The 18372-nt window shown below is 43.2% G+C and carries 19 protein-coding genes and 1 pseudogene; 16 read left to right on the top strand and 4 right to left on the bottom strand.

The genetic code is table 11. From position 1 onward, the window contains the following. Positions 1 to 16: 16 nt before the first annotated feature. The 6 genes and pseudogenes from N475_RS18850 to N475_RS26110 all read left to right on the top strand — a co-directional run. Positions 17 to 1177 (top strand): protein-glutamate methylesterase/protein-glutamine glutaminase, encoded by a 1161-nt coding sequence (locus N475_RS18850; RefSeq protein WP_063365799.1) that lies wholly within the window; start codon positions 17 to 19, stop codon positions 1175 to 1177. Between the two features lie 62 nt (positions 1178 to 1239). After that, positions 1240 to 2025 carry a ParA family protein gene (locus tag N475_RS18845; RefSeq protein ID WP_063356997.1) on the top strand — a complete coding sequence of 262 codons (786 nt, stop codon included), beginning with the start codon at positions 1240 to 1242 and terminating at the stop codon, positions 2023 to 2025. After that, positions 2018 to 2815 carry a chemotaxis protein CheW gene (locus N475_RS18840; RefSeq protein WP_063365798.1) on the top strand — a complete coding sequence of 266 codons (798 nt, stop codon included), beginning with the start codon at positions 2018 to 2020 and terminating at the stop codon, positions 2813 to 2815. The genes N475_RS18845 and N475_RS18840 overlap by 8 nt, the downstream gene beginning before the upstream one ends. Positions 2816 to 2839: 24 nt before the next feature. Beyond that, entirely contained in the window at positions 2840 to 3337 is a 498-nt protein-coding gene (locus N475_RS18835; protein WP_023401824.1) for a chemotaxis protein CheW, read from the top strand. Beyond that, entirely contained in the window at positions 3338 to 3769 is a 432-nt protein-coding gene (locus N475_RS18830) for a DUF2802 domain-containing protein (protein ID WP_405127392.1), read from the top strand. 147 nt (positions 3770 to 3916) lie between these two features. Then, positions 3917 to 4113 (top strand): annotated as a pseudogene (locus N475_RS26110) (IS3 family transposase); the annotation flags it as partial. Positions 4114 to 4180: 67 nt separating this feature from the next. Here N475_RS26110 and N475_RS18825 read toward each other — a convergent pair. Continuing rightward, positions 4181 to 4477, bottom strand: coding sequence for an EscU/YscU/HrcU family type III secretion system export apparatus switch protein (locus N475_RS18825; RefSeq protein ID WP_063357000.1), 297 nt, complete (start codon positions 4475 to 4477; stop codon positions 4181 to 4183). A gap of 2 nt (positions 4478 to 4479) precedes the next feature. After that, a complete protein-coding gene (gene fliK / locus N475_RS18820; protein ID WP_063357001.1) occupies positions 4480 to 6960 on the bottom strand; it encodes a flagellar hook-length control protein FliK in 2481 nt (826 codons plus the stop codon). A gap of 106 nt (positions 6961 to 7066) precedes the next feature. Between fliK and ccmA the strand changes: the two genes are divergently transcribed. The 10 genes from ccmA to N475_RS18770 are packed head-to-tail and all read left to right on the top strand — an operon-like array spanning position 7067 to position 14809. After that, complete coding sequence (gene ccmA, locus N475_RS18815) at positions 7067 to 7690, top strand: cytochrome c biogenesis heme-transporting ATPase CcmA (RefSeq protein WP_081215914.1); 624 nt, start codon at positions 7067 to 7069, stop codon at positions 7688 to 7690. Continuing rightward, complete coding sequence (gene ccmB / locus N475_RS18810) at positions 7690 to 8376, top strand: heme exporter protein CcmB (RefSeq protein ID WP_063365797.1); 687 nt, start codon at positions 7690 to 7692, stop codon at positions 8374 to 8376. Before ccmA ends, ccmB begins: the two co-directional genes overlap by 1 nt. Position 8377: 1 nt before the next feature. Then, positions 8378 to 9115, top strand: a complete 738-nt coding sequence (locus tag N475_RS18805; RefSeq protein ID WP_063357003.1) for a heme ABC transporter permease — start codon at positions 8378 to 8380, stop codon at positions 9113 to 9115. Between the two features lie 2 nt (positions 9116 to 9117). Continuing rightward, entirely contained in the window at positions 9118 to 9324 is a 207-nt protein-coding gene (ccmD, locus tag N475_RS18800; protein ID WP_063357004.1) for a heme exporter protein CcmD, read from the top strand. Next, positions 9321 to 9800, top strand: a complete 480-nt coding sequence (gene ccmE, locus N475_RS18795) for a cytochrome c maturation protein CcmE (protein WP_063357005.1) — start codon at positions 9321 to 9323, stop codon at positions 9798 to 9800. Before ccmD ends, ccmE begins: the two co-directional genes overlap by 4 nt. A gap of 1 nt (position 9801) precedes the next feature. Continuing rightward, entirely contained in the window at positions 9802 to 11754 is a 1953-nt protein-coding gene (locus N475_RS18790; RefSeq protein ID WP_063365796.1) for a heme lyase CcmF/NrfE family subunit, read from the top strand. Between the two features lie 4 nt (positions 11755 to 11758). Further along, positions 11759 to 12337 carry a redoxin family protein gene (locus N475_RS18785; protein WP_063357007.1) on the top strand — a complete coding sequence of 193 codons (579 nt, stop codon included), beginning with the start codon at positions 11759 to 11761 and terminating at the stop codon, positions 12335 to 12337. Further along, positions 12327 to 12803 (top strand): cytochrome c-type biogenesis protein, encoded by a 477-nt coding sequence (locus N475_RS18780; protein ID WP_063357008.1) that lies wholly within the window; start codon positions 12327 to 12329, stop codon positions 12801 to 12803. The genes N475_RS18785 and N475_RS18780 overlap by 11 nt, the downstream gene beginning before the upstream one ends. Further along, positions 12800 to 14077 carry a c-type cytochrome biogenesis protein CcmI gene (gene ccmI / locus N475_RS18775; RefSeq protein WP_063365795.1) on the top strand — a complete coding sequence of 426 codons (1278 nt, stop codon included), beginning with the start codon at positions 12800 to 12802 and terminating at the stop codon, positions 14075 to 14077. Before N475_RS18780 ends, ccmI begins: the two co-directional genes overlap by 4 nt. Further along, positions 14078 to 14809 (top strand): MlaA family lipoprotein, encoded by a 732-nt coding sequence (locus N475_RS18770; RefSeq protein WP_063357010.1) that lies wholly within the window; start codon positions 14078 to 14080, stop codon positions 14807 to 14809. A gap of 58 nt (positions 14810 to 14867) precedes the next feature. On the opposite strand, the gene N475_RS18765 is transcribed toward N475_RS18770, so the two are convergent. Both N475_RS18765 and N475_RS18760 read right to left on the bottom strand, forming a co-directional pair. Next, positions 14868 to 16895 (bottom strand): TonB-dependent copper receptor, encoded by a 2028-nt coding sequence (locus N475_RS18765; RefSeq protein ID WP_063365794.1) that lies wholly within the window; start codon positions 16893 to 16895, stop codon positions 14868 to 14870. Positions 16896 to 17120: 225 nt separating this feature from the next. Continuing rightward, positions 17121 to 18344 carry an EAL and HDOD domain-containing protein gene (locus N475_RS18760; RefSeq protein ID WP_063357012.1) on the bottom strand — a complete coding sequence of 408 codons (1224 nt, stop codon included), beginning with the start codon at positions 18342 to 18344 and terminating at the stop codon, positions 17121 to 17123. Between the last annotated feature and the right edge of the window lie 28 nt (positions 18345 to 18372).

Below are 18372 nucleotides of genomic sequence, written 5' to 3'. Positions count from 1 at the left end.
AAAAAGAGCGATGCCAATGGCAGTTAAAGTATTAGTAGTTGACGACTCAAGCTTTTTTCGTCGTCGTGTAAGTGAAATACTAGAAAAAGATACTGGAATTGAGGTTATTGATTTTGCTGTCAATGGCCAAGAAGCTGTAGAGAAGGCAAGTAAACTAAGACCTGATGTCATTACAATGGATGTTGAAATGCCTGTATTGGATGGCATTAGTGCCGTCAAAAAAATCATGCAGAGCAATCCAACACCTATCTTAATGTTTTCTTCACTAACAAGAGAAGGCGCAAGTGCGACCTTAGACGCATTAGATGCGGGTGCTGTTGACTTTTTACCTAAAAAGTTTGAAGACATAGCAAGAAACAGTGAAGAAGCTATTCGCGCTTTACAAAACAAAGTAAAAGAGATTGGCCGCAAACGGGTTAGCAGGTTTACTAGGCCGATTTCACCAACTAAACCAGCTGCTGCGCCAAGCACGACAGGCTTTTCTCCAAAACCTGTTAGCAGCACACGTTCAAGTTCAACAGTTGCACAACCTGATAGAAGTTTTCAAAAAGCGGCCCCTGAAACAACGCCTCAAAGAAGTTTTAAAGCTTCTGGAAAGTCTTATCAGTTGGTTGCTATTGGTACGTCTACAGGTGGTCCTGTAGCATTGCAAACGATTCTTACGCAATTACCAGCAAACTTCCCTCATCCCATTTTGTTGATTCAGCATATGCCAGCGGCATTTACACCTGCGTTCGCACAAAGGTTAAATAGCTTGTGCAAAATTAAAGTCAAAGAAGCAGAGCAAGGTGATAGACTGATGCCTGGTGTTGCATATCTTGCACCTGGCGGAAAGCAAATGATGGTTGAGTCTCGAGGTGGGAGTAAAACTCTAAAAGTATTTGAGGACGATAGCCCAAGAATTACTTACAAGCCTTGTGTTGATGTTACATTTGCGAGCGCTGCAAAAGCATATTCTGGTGACGTGTTGGCGATTGTCCTCACTGGTATGGGGGCCGATGGTAGAGACGGCGCAAGAATGTTAAAACAAGTCGGTGCGACCATTTGGGCGCAGGACGAAAAAACGAGTGTTGTTTATGGTATGCCTCAAGCTGTTGCAGCAGCCGGTCTTTCATCAGAGAGTTTGGCGCTACAGGACGTAGCTTTGCGCATAAACAAAGAATTAGGAATTGCTTAAGTTTAGACTAATAGTTAAATACAGCTTAGCCATGACCAATCACAAAGGAATAAAACAATAAAGTGAAAATTTGGACGGTTGCTAATCAAAAGGGTGGTGTGGGGAAAACTACCACAACAGTAAGCCTTGGCGGTATTTTAGCCGCTCAAGGCAAAAAGGTATTGTTAATCGATACAGATCCTCATGCTTCTTTAACATATTACTTTGGTATTGATTCGGAAGACCTAGAAGTGAGTGTGTATGATATTTTCATACGAGGCTCCAATATGGCAAGCGAAGAGATTCTGCAAGCGTTATGCCCATCAACGGTAGAAAACTTAGATATCTTACCCGCGACGATGGCGATTGCGACCTTAGATAGAAGTATGGGTAACCGCTCTGGGATGGGGTTAATCTTAAAAAAGGCATTGGCAAAGATAAGTGATTATTATGATTACGCTATCTTAGACTGTCCGCCTGTTTTGGGAGTGTTGATGGTCAATGCGTTAGCAGCCAGCGAGCGTATATTAATTCCTGTACAGACAGAATTTCTAGCGCTCAAAGGGTTAGATAGGATGATGCGAACTATGACATTAATGCAAAGTTCGCATTCTAAGCAATATCAATATACTATAGTCCCTACAATGTACGATAAGCGTACCAAAGCATCTTTAGAAGCATACAAGTCTCTTGTAGAGTCGTATAAAGATAAAGTGTGGCCGGGTGTGATCCCTGTCGATACTAAATTTAGAGATGCAAGTTTGGCTCAGCAGGTGCCGGTGCAGTTTTGCCCTAAATCGAGAGGGGTTTACGCGTACCGGTCTCTATTAGAGCATATTGGTGAACTAGAAAGAGGTAATAATGAGTAAGCACCTGTTTGCAAACGAACAAGTGATGAAACAATATCTAGGAGCCTTGTTACAAGAAGAGGATGAACAGGATGTTGCGCTTGCACCCGTTGCTAGGTTGCTTGAGTCTGTACCCGATGCGCAAAAACAAGTACAGACAGCCCCTGAAGTAAAAGTCCTTGAGCAGACTGAGGTCAAAACCGAAGTTCAGGTTGAAGAAAAAGTTGAACTTCAAATAAAGCCAGTTGTAGAAGATCAACAAGAAACTACGGTTGCACCCGCCCAAGAGCTTGAGATAACTGAAAATACAACTATTATCAAAGAACAAGCACCTGCATTGAGTGCAGCTAAGGACGCCTTCGTTGAAGGAGAGTTTCAAGCCTTATTCTTTGAAGTAGCCGGTTTGACATTGGCAGTCCCTTTACAGTCATTAGGTGGTATTCACCAATTGACGGAGGTTAACCAATTATTTGGTAAACCAAAGTGGTTTAAAGGGGTTATGCTTAATAGAGAAGAAAAGCTGAATGTGGTGGACACAGCTCGTTGGGTTATGCCAGAAAAGTATACACCTGAGCTTGAGGAACAGCTTAACTATCAGTATTTGATAATGCTGGGAGATAGCCCTTGGGGCTTACTAGCTGAAAAATTAGTGAACAATATCACACTGACTGCTGACGACGTTAAATGGCGAACAGCATGCGGAAAGCGCCCGTGGCTTGCGGGCGTTATTAAAGAGAAAATGTGTGCGCTTATTGACGTAGAGAATTTAAATAGATTGCTAGAGCAAGGCCTCGATAGCCGAGAGCAGTAACTAGCATCAATCTGGAGTTTAATCATGAGTCAAGAAAGAATACTTTCTGCAGATAAAAATGCCGATAGTAATGATGAAGTCCTACAGTGGGTGACATACAAGCTAGAGGAAGAAACATACGGTATCAATGTGATGCAAGTGCAGGAGGTACTTCGTTACACTGAAATCGCGCCAGTACCTGGTGCACCAAGCTATGTGCTCGGTATTATTAACCTACGTGGTAACGTAGTTACAGTTATTGATACTCGTGCAAGGTTTGGCTTGATGAGTGCAGAAGTAACCGATAACTCTAGAATAGTCATTATTGAAGCTGAAAAGCAGGTTATTGGTATTCTAGTTGATAGCGTTGCTGAAGTTGTGTACCTACGCAGTTCAGAGATTGACAGCGCACCAAACATTGGTACTGAAGAAAGTGCTAAGTTTATCCAAGGTGTTTCTAACCGTGAAGGTGAGTTACTTATTTTGGTAGATTTGAACAAACTACTCAGCGATGATGAGTGGGATGAGTTGAGTCATCTATAAATCGTGGCTGCAGTAACTTTAGACGATATCTTAATCGTACTAGTCATTGCCTCAAGCTTTATTAGTTTATTGTGCTTGGGGCTTTTATTTGTTTTTAGTAAACGCATACAGCAAGGCCAACAACATTGTGCAAGGCTACAAAAGCAAACCCAGAATGATGCTGAGCAAATCGGTATCTTGCGAAGTGAAATTGCTGAAGTAAGAGCCAGTGTACTGAGCATTGGCAAGAGACTTGTCGCTTGTGAGGGGTTTGCAAAAGATCTGGCACAGCAACAAGCTGCTCAGAAATACGATGACCCAGACGCAAAAATATATTCTAGAGCCGTTAAAATGGTAGAGCTAGGAGCTGACTTAGAAGAAATCATGCGCGAATGCGAATTGCCAAGAGCAGAGGCTGAGTTGCTTATGTCGTTACACAACAAATCACAATGATAAAAAGCGCCATTTGGCGCTTTTTTTATACTCTGTGACCCGCCTTAAACAGCGTTGACACTTTTCAAACTTATTTTGGGGAGTGTAATGCAATCAATAGTTAAACGTACTCAATGAGATTATTCTTTAGCCTTTAAATTAGCCGTTATAGATCAGGCTGAAAAAGGCGGGATGATCTATAGCAAGAGCGCTATGGCATTGAGGGCGCTCAACAGTTTTAGTTTGGCTTCGAAAGCATAGTCGTCTAAATTGGCCTCAAGGCACACCTAAATGTGTTATCGAGGGCAAAGGCATGGATAAAACCAGAAATAGAGCTAACACCAGAGCAGCGTATTAAAGCGTTGTAAAAAGGGTTAGCAGAGACCAAAATAAAGGCAGCCTTTTTTAACACCCAACCAAAACGGAGAATACTTAGGCTTTGATATTTAATTTACCTTGAAAATTCTTCCACCCTGGTGGGAATTTACCCCTTAGAACATATGAAAAAGCAATAAGTTCGGCAATCACATAGTAGAGCTCTTTGGGTATTTCCTCATGCAGATCTAGCTGCCCTAAGGTTTTTACAAGCGCCGCGTCTTCATGGATCATGATCTCCTTTTCTTTTGCCAATGCAATTATCTCCTCAGCTAACTCTCCAAAGCCCTTGCACACGACTTCAGGTGATTTACCCGCTTCATATAACAGGCCAACTGCTGTTTTTTGCTCCATAACTATACCTTAATATTTACAATGGCATGCTTATCGTAAAACTGTTTCACTTGCAGTGCATCTTCTTTCAGCTCGATTTCACCAACTTGCAAGCCATGTGCCGCTAATTTACTCCGTAGCGCATCTAAATGAGGCTGAGCTAGTTGACATACACTCGCACTATTTCCAATGATTTCACAATCAACGGCCTTGTCCATGAGTTCAGCCTGCACGCTAAGTTGTCCTAGCGCTTCATAGTCAAAGTTTAATCTAACAAACCAGACCTGTTTTTCTGGCATACCTGCCTTAGCAGGTTTCTTATATTGGCCAATTTGCAATTCACTTTGTCTGCATTCGGGTGGTGTTTTCATAGGCAGAAAGAGGTTGATCAGGAGTTGACTATCACTGTCAAACTTTTGCCCCAGAGCCTGCCCCTGACTTGTTGCGCTCATTGAATTTTGAATAAAACTTAAATCTTCCATCAGGCTCTGCTGAGCCGATAGGTTTACAGCTTGAATAAATTGCTTTGGCTGCTGCAACTTATTCCCCGGAAAGATGGCTTCGACCATACTGGCTACACGCTGCTCTTGAGAAACGTTTTTTGGCAGTTGAGCATCTGTTTGTGCGGTTAATTGGGTACCTAATAAGGTCACCAACAACTTATCTAGCGCTTGTGTGAAGCTACTAACGGGGACACTCGTATTTAATGGTGTGGCAATGCTAGGTAGGCGAGTAAATAAGTCTTGGCTTACCTCTTGCGCAGTAGATTTGTTTTCATCTATCAGGCGAGAAAAAGCCTGATGAACAAGACGTGTTAGATCTGCAGACTGAGGACTCTTAAAAGACTGCTTGTCTGCGATTTTTTCGCTTAGGAGCGTTGCATTTTTTAAGGTATCAGTTGAGGCATCAGCTAACGCAATGGCTCGTAGTGGCTTACTAAGTATATGGGCTAACGGTAATGCAATCGAAAGTAAGCGTTTACTTTCAGCAGGGTCCTGTGACATCAACTCTTTGACTGGCCCAGGTATCGCCCCTTTTTGAGTAGGCTGATCGATGAGTTTGCTCTTGGTTAAATTCAGATGCTCAGCAGCATAGGGCTTAGCATCTTTGGGTAGAGCAGCTGTCATAACTTGTTGCACCAGTGCTAAGCGGGCCTCAAAGGTTAGTTTAGTTTGTGTTTGTACCTGAGGAGGGCTTGATGTGTGTGAGCCAGGAGCGGCCTTCTCTTTGGGCTGTGTCATCATGGACTCAGGCTTTGTTGTCATTTTTGGTGCGTCTGGCGTTGAGGTTTGAGCTGTTGAGGGGGGAGTTTGCATCTGAGCCGAAGCGAAGTTTTGCTGTATGCCCTGTGCTAGTGCCATTAAAGGGGAGTTTGCCGGTCGCTGGGCAGCTTTTGATACCAGTGGAAGATGTAGGTAATTTGTTTTATTGGGCTGTATATCCGGGATCGCAATATTTCTTTGACCAGAATCGGGTCTCGTAGTAGCTGCGGCAGCTCGATTGAAAAATGGTTTTTCAACGATGGCTTGCAAGGCACTTTTAACCGTTTGTTTAATATCGGCCAAAGATACTTTAAACAACGGTTTATTGTAGCTTAATGTTGGTTCCGAGTGCTGTTTACTTGCACGGTCTAACTGAGCCTGAAAAGGTTGAGCATCCAGTTTGGGCAATATATTTTTTATCGATGTAGCCAACTTGATAGCGGTGGTTTTGGTTGATATAGCAACTTCAATGCCATCAGGTTTACCGTGTATTTTTACCGGATGCCACGCTTGCTGTTGTAGTTGGTTAAGTTGAGATGGTGTGTTTGATTGAAGTTGTGAAATTTGGTGCTGATGGCGCCCTAGCTTGAGCACACCTTTTTGTTGAGATAGCTGCACATAGTTTGCTGTTTGTTGGCTCAATTGAGTGATCAGTTGGGCGATTGCTTTTTTCGCAATAGGCATTTGGTGGAGCTTATCACCAAACATATTGAACAGCTGTATTTGTATTTTGTCACCTTTACTACCTAGACTTGCTACGAGTTTCTCTTCTTGTTTCAATAAACTACCAATACCAGCAGGCACAGGCATATTAATCCCTAATTTGGGAAGTGTGAGCTGTGTATTGGATTGAGGCTTAATTAGCGCTTCAGTCTGCAATGCACTGTGGTCGCCAAAGCCTTTGAGTAAACTCAATAAGCTGAGCAGCGACTGTGCTGAATTAAGGGTTAACTTGGCTTCAGGAGTCGCCAATGTGAGTACGGTACCTGTGGCATCTAGTTTTAATTGTGCCTCAGCTAATTTCAGAGGCTGCTCGATATTTGCTTGGCTACTTAGGCGTATTGGTTGCCAGCGCCCTTCAAGCGCAACTTCCATCTGAATAGAGTCAGGCTTAATTACGATATTACGTGCCAAAAACGTTTTGTCAGCTTCCAAAATAGCTTGAGTGTTGCTATCTTGTGAAGAAAACGTTGTTGTTGACACATTTACCTGACTTTGTACAGGGATAGTTTGCTTGTTCATTATTCTAAATCAAATTTTAAGTAATCGTCTGCAACGTGTTATTCGTATTACCATATCACTATGATAGACTTACGCCCACATATAAGGGTCGTGAGAATAACAAATTTTGCTAGAGATTAAGGCTTTAACGTGCATCAAACAAGACCGTTGTTTGTTCGAATCACTTAACTTTTCGCTGTTGTCTGGTCAAATTATGCAAATAGAAGGCCCAAATGGCGCGGGAAAAACTTCACTACTCAGAATTATCTCTGGCTTTGCGCGACCTGATGAAGGTAATGTATTGTTTAACAATCAAAATATCGCAGAAGATTACGACAACTTTGCTCAATCATTGTTGTTTATTGGTCATAGAACAGGGGTCAATTTACAACTGACGGCATATGAAAATGTGCAACATTGGCTTGGTGTGCATGGTTATGGCTGCACAGAAGATGAAATTTATAGCCTCCTCGGTAAGCTAGGGCTAGTCGGTTTAGAAGATGTACCGGCAAGAACGTTATCTGCTGGTCAGCAGCGCAGAGTAGCGCTAGTAAGGTTATGGCTCAATCAAGCAAAATTGTGGATATTAGACGAGCCATTTACAGCACTTGATAAGCGAGGGGTTGCCATGTTGCAGGGGCGCTTTCAAGAGCATTTAGACAGTGGTGGTTCTATTTTGTTAACAACTCACCAAGACCTCACCAACTCATTTAGTTCATTGCAAACACTGGTTCTGGAGTACAGACATTAATGCAAGTTAGTAATTCGTATTGGACTCTGTTTTGTAATGTTTATCGAAAAGATGTGACTCTTGCCTTTAGACAGCGCGCTGAAATCGTCAACCCACTTTTATTTTTTCTAATTGTTATTACGCTTTTCCCTCTCGCTATTGGCCCTGAGCCAGCATTACTTGCACGTATGGCACCAGGTATTATTTGGGTCGCTGCGCTTTTATCTACTATGTTAGGGTTAGATAAGATTTTTCGCGATGATTACATGGATGGCTCACTAGAACAGTTGATTGCCTCTCCATACCCACTGTCTCTTGCTGTGCTCGCTAAAGTTGCAGCACATTGGACAACCGCAGGGCTGCCAATGGTGGTAATGGCGCCTGTGTTTGCGTTATTGATGAATTTGGAACCCCAGGCCCTTGGTGCCACGGTTCTCACGTTATTAATTGGAACACCGTTGTTAAGTTTCATCGGTGCCATCGGGGCGGGTCTTACTGTAGGCCTTCAAAAAGGAGGTATATTAATGAGTTTACTCGTGTTACCTCTGTATATTCCTGTACTTATTTTTGCAACGTCTGCCATTGATACTAGCATTATGTCGCTAGCATATAGCGGACAGCTTGCAATACTTGGTGCTATGCTCGCCGTCGCATTTGTAGCAGCACCAATTGCCATATCGTCAGCTTTAAGAGTGAGTGTAAGTTAAAATGTGGAAGTGGTTACATCCTTATGCTAAAGCGGAGCGTGCTTACCAATTGTGTAACACCTTGCTTCCGTACTTTGCCGTAGTGTCTGTGCTATCTATTGTAGTTGGGTGGATTTGGGGGTTAGCGTATGCACCTGCAGATTATCAACAAAAAGATAGCTACCGGATTATCTTTATTCATGTACCGTCGGCCATTTTGTCTATGGGCGCCTATTCATCAATGGCTATTGCAGCGATTGTCGCACTGGTTTGGCAGCTTCGTAACGCAGAGCTTGCCGTGATTGCCATTGCGCCAGTGGGGGCAGCCATGACAGCAATAGCGCTTATCACAGGCGCTGCTTGGGGTAAGCCTATGTGGGGCGCTTGGTGGGTGTGGGATGCAAGGCTAACGTCAGAGCTTATCCTGCTATTTTTATACCTAGGGGTGTTGTCTCTTTATCATGCATTTGAAGATAAAAAAGCAGGTGGTAGGGCGGCGTGTATCTTGGCAATCGTAGGTGTCGTAAATTTACCAATTATTCACTTCTCTGTAGAGTGGTGGAACACATTACACCAGGGGGCAACTATCACTAAATTCGACACTTCTGCCATCGATCCGTCGATGTTGTGGCCGCTGTTGATTAACATCTTGGGCTTTGCTGCCCTTGTTGGTGCGATGTCATTGGTTCGCCTTAAAAATGAAATTATGCAAGCAGATAAGCATCGTCCTTGGGTGCGTCAGTTAGTGAGTCGAGGTTGATTATGCAGTTTGAATCATTTAGCGACTTTATCGCCATGGGCGGTTATGGGTTTTACGTATGGCTATCATTTGGTAGTTGCTTAGCCATTATTCTTGGATTGCTGTTCGTGTCTCTTTATGAAGGAAAGCGTCTGAAAGAAGAAGTTAAAATGCAGATGTCTAGAGAAGAGCGTATCAAAAAAGCAAAAGAAGCGGAGGCACAAGCATGAATCCAAGAAGAAAAAAGCGAATGTTAACCGTGTTTGCAGTTATTTTGGGAATTGGCTCTGCTGTTGGATTAACACTTTACGCTTTGCAAGAAAACATCAACTTGTTCTACACGCCAAGTGAATTAGTTAACGGTAAAGGACCTGAGCAAGAAAAACCTTCGATAGGCCAAAAGTTGAGAATTGGTGGGATGGTGGTGCCAGGCTCTGTTGTGAGGGATGAAAGCTCGCTCGACGTAGAATTTAAGCTGATTGACACAGGACCACTGGTGACAATTCGTTATAAAGGCATTTTACCTGACTTATTCCGTGAAGGTCAGGGGATTGTAGCTCAAGGAACGTTGATTGAGTCAGATGTTATTGAAGCATTCGAGGTACTTGCTAAGCATGATGAGGAGTACATGCCCTCTGAAGTGGCAGAGGCTGTAAAAGGCATCAAACACGAAAAGCCAAAATACAATTTGAATAGCGAGAACTAGTATGATCCCTGAAATAGGATATTTTGCCCTAGTTTTAGCTATGGCATTAAGCTTACTGCTGTGTATTTTTCCTTTATGGGGTGCATATACGGGGAATTTAAGGCTAATGAGAGCTGCCCCTTCATTAGCTATAGGGCAATGTCTGCTTGTGTTCTTTGCATTTGCGGTGCTTATCTATATCACACTGACGGATGATTTTACGGTTGCCTACGTAGCACATCATTCAAGTAGTACGTTACCTTGGTATTACAAAGTGACGTCTACTTGGGGAGGCCATGAAGGCGCTATCTTACTCTGGTTAGTTATGCAGTCTGCTTGGACTGCTTTAGTGGCCATGATGTCAAAATCTTTACCTTGGGTTTTACGTGCCCGTGTATTAGGCGTGCTTGGCTTTCTAGGCGTAGGGTTTATGCTTTATACGCTTTGGATGTCTAGTCCATTTGAACGGTTGCTGCCTTACTTCCCGGTTGAAGGCAGAGACCTTAATCCATTGTTACAAGACCCTGGTATGATCATTCACCCACCTTTACTTTATATGGGGTATGTGGGTTTATCCGTTTCATTTTCTTTTGCTATCGCAGCACTATTAACTGGCAAACTAGATAATACATGGGCTAAGTGGTCCCGCCCTTGGACAATGGCAGCTTGGGCATTTTTGACGTTAGGGATCACTATCGGCAGCTGGTGGGCCTATGCCGAACTTGGCTGGGGTGGCTGGTGGTTCTGGGACCCAGTTGAGAATGCATCATTAATGCCTTGGTTAGTTGCGACCGCACTGCTTCATTCGCTTGCTGCAACGGAAAAACGAGGGGTGTTCAAATCATGGACTGTGTTATTAGCAATCGCGGCATTTAGTTTATGTTTGCTCGGTACTTTTATTGTTCGTTCGGGCATCATCGTTTCAGTACATGCATTTGCGACCGATCCTGACAGGGGGTTGTATATTTTATCGTTTCTAGCGGTTGTGGTTGGTGGCAGTTTAGCACTGTATGCAACTCGTGTGGCTCAAGTTCATAGCGAAGGTCGATATCGTTTTGTTTCTAGGGAAGTTGGGCTCTGGCTGAATAATATTTTTCTAGTTGTTGCTACGCTAATCGTATTGCTGGGGACGCTATTACCAATGATCCATAAAGAGCTAGGACTGGGCTCTATTTCGATTGGGGTCCCTTTTTTCAATCAGATGTTCGCCATATTGATAGTCCCTTTTGCTATTTTACTTGGTTTGGCTCCCATGTTGAGATGGAAACAAAATAAACTTGGCGGGTTAGTTAAAAAGTGGGGAGTAATTGTTGCTCTTAGTCTCGTAGTGACGGCTACATGGCTGTTTTCTAGCTATGACCAAGTTTCTCCACTTACGTTTATGGCGACAGCTTTAGCTGTTTGGATTACGGTAGCAACAGCATCTGATTTGCTGCAAAAGATATCTAGTCAATCATCTGTCATGCAAGGCTTAAAGCGTCTTGGTCTAAGCTATTGGGCAATGATGCTCGGCCATGTGGGACTCGCCTTTGTTATTGCCAGTGTCACATTAACTTCGGCGTATTCAGTAGAGCGTGCTGTCGCAATGAAGCCAGGTGACGTTGCAATGCTAAACGAATACCAATACCGCTTTGAAGGCGTAAAAGAAATTCGTGGGCCGAATTACAGTGGCCATGCGGGTGTGGTAACGGTGTTAAAAGAGGGCAAGGTTGTTACTGAACTTTATGCAGAAAAACGATTGTACGATATCGGTATGCAATTTATGACTGAAGCGGCTATCGATGACGGCTTTTTTAGAGATCTGTATTTAGCGTTGGGAGAGCAATTAAGTCAAGGTGCATGGTCCTTGCGTATTTATCACAAGCCATATGTTCGCTGGATGTGGTTAGGTGGTCTACTCATTGCCCTAGCTGGCTTTATCGTCCTTGGAGACAAGCGCTATCGCCGTCGGTCAGAAAAAGGGATAAAAGGATAACAATATGAATCGTAAAGTATTAGGCTTTTTGCCCTTTCTCATTTTTGTATTTTTATGTGTTTTCTTATATCAAGGCTTGTTTGGTAATCCGAGAGAGTTGCAAACCGGTCGCTTGGGTCAGGCAATGCCAAGCTTTAACTTGCCTGATCTAATGAATGAGCAAAAGCGCTGGACAGAAAAAGACTTGCTGGGTGACGTATATTTGATGAACGTGTGGGGCACTTGGTGTCCTACCTGTATCGCAGAATTGGGATATTTAACCAAACTGAGAGAGCAGGGGGTGAAAATTGTAGGGCTGTATTATGAGCAGGCTTATGACCCCGATTTTGGTGACAATTTTGATATTCATGCGCTGCGTGAAGAAGTGCAAACAATGCTAAGTAGAGCGGGAAACCCGTATCAATTTAATATCCTTGATTTAGAACGCAGCCTTTCGCTAGATCTGGGCGTATCAGGTGCACCTGAAACTTTCTTAGTTGATAAAAGCGGCACCATCTTGTTGCACCATACCGGAGATATAAACCAGCGAGTTTGGCGTAGCAAATTTTTACCAGCGCTTGAGGAGCTACGCAATGAAAATTAGAGCAGTACTTGTTGTCGTGGTTATCTTGTTATGCAGTGCTGGCTTTAGCCAAGCTGCTGAAGACAAGTATCAGTTTAAAAGTGCTGAGCAGGAGCAAACATTCAGAGAGCTCACTTTAGAACTAAGATGCCCAAAATGTCAAAATCAAAATATTGCGGACTCGGATGCCGTTGTAGCGAAAGATCTGCGCGACAAAGTGCTGGCTTTGGTGAATGAAGGGAACTCAAAACAAGAAGTTATCGATTATATGATTGATCGCTATGGTTATTTTGTTCACTATCAACCTCCTGTTACTCCGGCCACTATTATCCTGTGGGTGCTGCCAGTAATCATTGTTGTGTTGGGTTTTGGCTTTATTGTATTTCGCCAGAAAAAAGCGGCAAAAAAGCAACACTGGAGTGAGCAAGATGAAAAGATGCTTGAGCAGCTTATCAAACAATATCAGCGTAAGGAGCGTCATTCATGAGTGAACTATCACAAATGTGGGGCATGTTTGCGTTATTGGCTGTTTTAAGTTGTTTATTTGTCGTCATGCCCTTTTTACGTAAAGAAAAGCTGGTTTCTGTTGATCATGATGCAAATGCTGAACGTATTGATATTTTTCATCAAAGATTAGAAGAACTACAAGTTGAGTTGGACAATCAGCGTTTGGATCGCAACGACTTTGAGGAGTCGGTGATTGAGATGAAAAGTCGCCTGCTTAATGAGCTTTCACCTGAACGCACTTTGGATACCAAAGGTAATAACTTGGTGTTGGCCGCAACTGGGGTGGCATTTACGATAGTGGTGAGCAGTGTATTTTATTATTTCACTGGTAGCCACCAACAAATTGCCAATTGGCACAAAGCGTTTGAGAAACTACCAGAATATGGTGAGCGCGCTGTATTGCAAACGGGAGAGCCTTTAACCGCCAATGAGCTACAGGCATTTGCGCTAGGTTTACGTACTAAGCTAGCTAATAGCGGTGATGACGCGGTGGCTTGGATGCTATTAGGCCGAGTTGCAATGTCGTTAAATGATTATGAAATGGCGATGCAGGCTTTTGATAAGGCGCTAGTGATGCAGCCTAACAATCACAACGTGCTGGTAAACTACAGCCAGGCATTGTTGATTGAAGGAACAGAAACCAGTATTAACAGGGCTGCTCAGATGTTGTCTCGTGTTCTAAGGCAAGATCCGCAAAACATTGACGCAATATCACTGCTCGCGCTGATTGCATATGAGAGGCAAGATTGGCTAGAGGCGAAATCAGCATTTGAAGTTCTACTCTCGACAATGACTCAAAACGATCCGCGTTACAATTTGATAAAACAGCGCATAGCGGATATTGAGCAAAAGCTTGAAAGTGAAAACGCGACTGAGGAAGTACAACAAAGTGGCCCACAATTAGCTGTTAGCGTAACTATTTCAGAGGCCATAGCTGCTCAAATCCCAAACAATGCAACGCTGTTTGTGTTCGCAAAAGCAGCAAACGGGCCTAGAATGCCGTTGGCTGTAAAAAAACTTACAGTTTTTAACTTGCCTTTACAGGTCAACTTGAATGATAGTATGGCGATGATGCCAGACCTGAAGTTATCAAACTTTAAAGAAGTTGTGATAACAGCGCGTATTTCGGTGGATGATTCAGTAATGCTTCAAGATGGTGAGCTTGAAGGGAGCTCTGATATTGTCGAACTTAAAGAAGGTACGCAGCAGGTAAATGTAACTATAAGTCGTGTTATTACCAGCACAGGAAGCTAAATGTATAAAAAAATTGTTGGCGCTGCGCTTGCGCTAATGCTTGTGGGATGTGCACAGGTCCCAGAGGAAAAGCAAGATCCGCGAGATCCATTGCAGTCGATGAACAGACCCATCTATGATTTCAATATGGATGTGTTAGACGCCTATATTTTGCGTCCTGCTGCAAAAGGCTATGTGGCGATTACTCCTGCACCAGTTCGAAGCAGTATTGTCAATTTTACGACAAATATTGCAGCGCCGACTGATGCAATTAATGCTGCGTTACAAGGTAAACCGGGTGATGCAGGGGTTAATGTTGCGCGCTTTCTAATTAACTCCACTGTGGGGATTTTAGGCCTTTTCGATGTTGCCAAAGAAATTGGCTTAGATCATAAAGATGAAGACTTTGGCCAAACATTAGGTGTATGGGGAGTAGGAGACGGTGCTTACTTAATGATCCCGGGTATGGGACCTTCGACAGTTCGTAATACCACAGGTGATATTGTAGATAATGTAGTAATTCCTAAAATTGCCCTATCGACGCCACAGACGCTCATTGTTTTTGCATTGAGAGCCGTTGAAGCTCGCGCCTCGCTGATGTCGCAAGAAAAGCTGCTAAATGAGTCGTTAGACCCTTATATATTCCTAAAAGATGTGTATTTTCAAAGGCAGTTATATGAAGTCTATGACGGCAACCCGCCGATGGAAGAGGAGCCAGAAGACTTTGATGATGATTTCTTAGAGAACTTGTAAGAAAGTCAGCTTAAATAGAAGTAAAAAGCCAGCGATAGCTGGCTTTTTTGTATTAAAATCAGAACTTCCAGTTCATATTTAACCAGATAGTACGCCCAGCTTCGTTAACTTTTGCCGATTGAGGATATCCGCTTACCATTGCTCCTGATCGGCTTAGGTGCTCAGCATAAGACTTGTCAAAAATGTTGTCTACGCCAAGCGCAAAAACTACATCCTCTGAGTGCTGATACGATGTATTCAATGCTAAAGTTCCAAACCCATGACTGGGGGACACATCTTGGCCAGCTATGTTACCTTGACCAATTGCCACGCGATGCTGTTTTTGCACGATACGCCACAGTGAACCAAACTGCCATTTTTCTTTGCTGTAATTTACAGCCATACGTATTTGTAAAGGGGGCTGTTGCGCTAGCGCGATATTTTCGGTCCGATTCTCTCCACGGACATAGTTAATACTAGCTGTGGCAGATAGATTTTTGCTCACGTTATAACGGCTTTCGGCTTCAAAGCCATAGGTTTGTGCGTCGATGTTCCGCGTTACCTTACTCGCCATATCCATCTTTTGATACAGGTTATCGGTTAGCAAGTAGTTGTCGATACGATTGAAAAATACGGAGACTGAATGAGTGAAAGACTTTGATTGTCCAAGCCAGCCGATATCCAATTGGTTAGTGGTTTCATGGTCAACTAAAAATGCACTGGGGCTGTCTACTGCGCCTCTACCACCACCCATTAGCTCCCAGTAGTCGGGGAAACGCTCTGTACGTCCAATTCCGATATAGTAACTGTCGTTACTTGACTGTGCTTGATAGCGTGTAAAGCCGCTGATTAGTGCGTCATTGCGGGTAAGATCAGCGGTAGGGTTTGGTATTACTTGCATCATAACTGAGCGCGTTTGTCTGCGATCTGTGGCTTCCCAGTCATCTATTCTTAGACCACTGACCCATTGGCTGTTAGTGTCAATTCTGTACTCGAGTTCAGCAAACAAACCTGTTTGTTCAAATTCTGCTGTTTCAGAGCGCGGCAGTGTTTCGACCGGTGTTGTATTATGATCTCTACTTATTCTTAGACGGTGTGTATTTTGCTGATGGTCTATTCCATAGGCTAGACTCACATTCTGGCTTAACTCAGAGTTTAGCATCACCTTGGCACCCCAAGTCTTTCTATCAGGATTAGATGAAGTAGGGTTTTTCATCATCATATTGGGCATAAATTGGCGCAAACTATGGTTGTCCATAATGTGATCGATTTCATTGAAATATATATTGGCCTCAATACGATTGATAAATCCATCGAGCTCTGACTTTTCAAGTTTCATAGCTATTTGAGTTCTATCAAATAGGCTGCCATCCATCATTCGGTCAGCATAGGCAACCTCTCCATCACCTCGGCCTAGGCTAACACTGTACAAGCTATTGTCGTCAGGAGTATAAGCAAATTGTGTATCGATGTTCCATTTCTCATAAGCTGAGTGGATATCGGTCCCATTACCATCTTGATAGTCATCAGCTTCACTATAACTTGCAGCAATGCGAGCAAAATAGTCTTTGGTACCAATCTTTATATCTGAGTTTAAAATGGCTTTGCCAAACTCTCCAACAGTGGTATTCATAAACCCTGTAACACCAGCTTCTAATAAACGCTCTGATTCACGTTCAAATACCACTGTCGCAGCACTATTTCCGGGGCCATAAAGCACAGTTTGAGGGCCTTTAATCACGGTTAGTGTATCGTATGTCTGAGGTGTAATGTATGCAGTAGGAGGGTCCATGCGACCACCACATCCACCTAAAGCAACTCCACCGTCTGTAATGATATTTACACGAGAGCCAGCCATCCCTCGAAAAACAGGGTCGCTGCTCGCGCCACCTTTCTTAATTAACGAAAACCCGGCGATACTCGAAAGTAAGTCTGCGCCATCTTGCGCCGGCAGTGGTTGCCTTGTCGCTTTGGGGTCCATTTTGATATCGAGTGGGCTATGCATAGGCGCGATGACTTCAATGCGCTCAAGAGTTTGTTCACTTTGGGCAATGCTATGCCAAGAACATGACGCTGAGATAGCGATACAGATCAAGCGTTTTTTCATTTGTATCCTCAAAATAGGTCTCAATTACGCAGACTTACACAGATGGCTGCGTACAGGAAAAGTGATGAATAATTTATGAGGCGTATTCTACTTGGTGGCGTAATATATGGGATGTGACAAAATGTCGCACCTAAGGTACAGCGTGATATCTAATTGATGTAGCTCAAAGTTTTAGGGGGTGGTGATGTCTACAAAGAGCTGACATCACCATAGGTTAGAAGGCTTTTAAATTGCCATAACTTCAATTTGTTGATCGCACCATTGCAGTGCTTCGCGATAAAGCTCAGGCAGCTCTTCGGCAACTAAACCTAGCTTGTCAGTAAGCTGTGATGCCTCTTCCCATTTTGCTTGTTCATAGGCCATTACTAACGCAAGATAATCAGCTAACAACCCATCTCCTTGCAGTAAAGCATCTTTGATGTCGATGGTTAGGGGAAGTTTTTGCATCACACTTTCCATGGTTTCATCTAAAATGGCGTCCATTAAAGACATCATTCCAGTTAAGAATGCCATGCCAATATCTGGTAGCTTTTTGTGTTTAATCGCGAGTAACTCATTAAACCGAGCGCGGGTAAGCGATAGACGGATAAGTTCCATGGGCTTTTCTGAAGCAACTTGAGATGCGAAAAGCAGCGATAAGAACTTTTTGAGCTCCTGATTACCCAAAACGATAAGCGCTTGCTTAATAGTTGAAATCTCGGCTCTGCGTTTGAAAGCAGCTGAGTTAGAGTATCGTAGCAACTTGTAACTCAAATTGACGTCTCGCTCAAAAACCTGAGTGATACGTTTTAAATCAACGTCTACACTGGATGTTTCATAGAGCAATTCGGCCAATGCCATTTCTGAAGGGGGTAACGCTTTAGTTTGCACCATTTCAGGCTTGGCGAAAAAGAACCCTTGAAAGAGAGTAAACCCGAGCTCCAATGCCAATTGATATTGCTCATAAGTTTCGACTTTTTCCGCAACAAGTTCTATTTGTGGATGAGGCACAATTGCTTCTTTGATTTCGTGAATTTCCTCAACGCTTGTAACTAGCATATCCACTTTAATTTGGTCTATATACGGATAGAAGTGACGCCAAACCTTCTGATGCTTGTAATCATCTAAAACTAGCTTATAACCTTTTTCTTTTAATTCTTGAACAGCAGCCAGTAATCGTTTTCCAGGTTGTACCGTTTCTAGTATTTCTACTATCAGTTGGTCTCTACCCATCATGGTCGGGTAGCCTTTTAAGATGGTTTCTAGCGTAAAATTAATGTAAGCAGGTTTGCCGTCGGTAAGGTCTTCCAGACCAAAATTAAATTGGCTACCCTCAATGAGCTTAGAGGTAGCTTCCACATCATCGACATTAGGAAAAACATTATCTACCCCATCGCGGAATAGGAGTTCATATCCAACAACATCTTTATTTACATTTAAAATAGGTTGCCTTGCGGCATAGAAATACATGAACGAGACACCCAGTATGTTACTTCTT

Origin of the sequence: Pseudoalteromonas luteoviolacea DSM 6061 (genome assembly GCF_001625655.1) — a bacterium.
GTDB lineage: Bacteria > Pseudomonadota > Gammaproteobacteria > Enterobacterales > Alteromonadaceae > Pseudoalteromonas > Pseudoalteromonas luteoviolacea.
The sequence above is the reverse complement of the archived record's forward strand: the minus strand, read 5'-3'. Positions and strand labels throughout refer to the sequence as shown.

Coding starts and splice junctions, on each gene's coding strand:
- N475_RS18850 (WP_063365799.1), top strand. CDS start 17: ATGGCAGTTAAAGTATTAGTAGTTGACGACTCAAGCTTTTTTCGTCGT.
- N475_RS18840 (WP_063365798.1), top strand. CDS start 2,018: ATGAGTAAGCACCTGTTTGCAAACGAACAAGTGATGAAACAATATCTA.
- N475_RS18835 (WP_023401824.1), top strand. CDS start 2,840: ATGAGTCAAGAAAGAATACTTTCTGCAGATAAAAATGCCGATAGTAAT.
- N475_RS18825 (WP_063357000.1), bottom strand. CDS start 4,477: ATGGAGCAAAAAACAGCAGTTGGCCTGTTATATGAAGCGGGTAAATCA.
- fliK (WP_063357001.1), bottom strand. CDS start 6,960: ATGAACAAGCAAACTATCCCTGTACAAAGTCAGGTAAATGTGTCAACA.
- ccmB (WP_063365797.1), top strand. CDS start 7,690: ATGCAAGTTAGTAATTCGTATTGGACTCTGTTTTGTAATGTTTATCGA.
- N475_RS18805 (WP_063357003.1), top strand. CDS start 8,378: ATGTGGAAGTGGTTACATCCTTATGCTAAAGCGGAGCGTGCTTACCAA.
- ccmD (WP_063357004.1), top strand. CDS start 9,118: ATGCAGTTTGAATCATTTAGCGACTTTATCGCCATGGGCGGTTATGGG.
- ccmE (WP_063357005.1), top strand. CDS start 9,321: ATGAATCCAAGAAGAAAAAAGCGAATGTTAACCGTGTTTGCAGTTATT.
- N475_RS18790 (WP_063365796.1), top strand. CDS start 9,802: ATGATCCCTGAAATAGGATATTTTGCCCTAGTTTTAGCTATGGCATTA.
- N475_RS18785 (WP_063357007.1), top strand. CDS start 11,759: ATGAATCGTAAAGTATTAGGCTTTTTGCCCTTTCTCATTTTTGTATTT.
- N475_RS18780 (WP_063357008.1), top strand. CDS start 12,327: ATGAAAATTAGAGCAGTACTTGTTGTCGTGGTTATCTTGTTATGCAGT.
- ccmI (WP_063365795.1), top strand. CDS start 12,800: ATGAGTGAACTATCACAAATGTGGGGCATGTTTGCGTTATTGGCTGTT.
- N475_RS18770 (WP_063357010.1), top strand. CDS start 14,078: ATGTATAAAAAAATTGTTGGCGCTGCGCTTGCGCTAATGCTTGTGGGA.
- N475_RS18765 (WP_063365794.1), bottom strand. CDS start 16,895: ATGAAAAAACGCTTGATCTGTATCGCTATCTCAGCGTCATGTTCTTGG.
- N475_RS18760 (WP_063357012.1), bottom strand. CDS start 18,344: ATGTATTTCTATGCCGCAAGGCAACCTATTTTAAATGTAAATAAAGAT.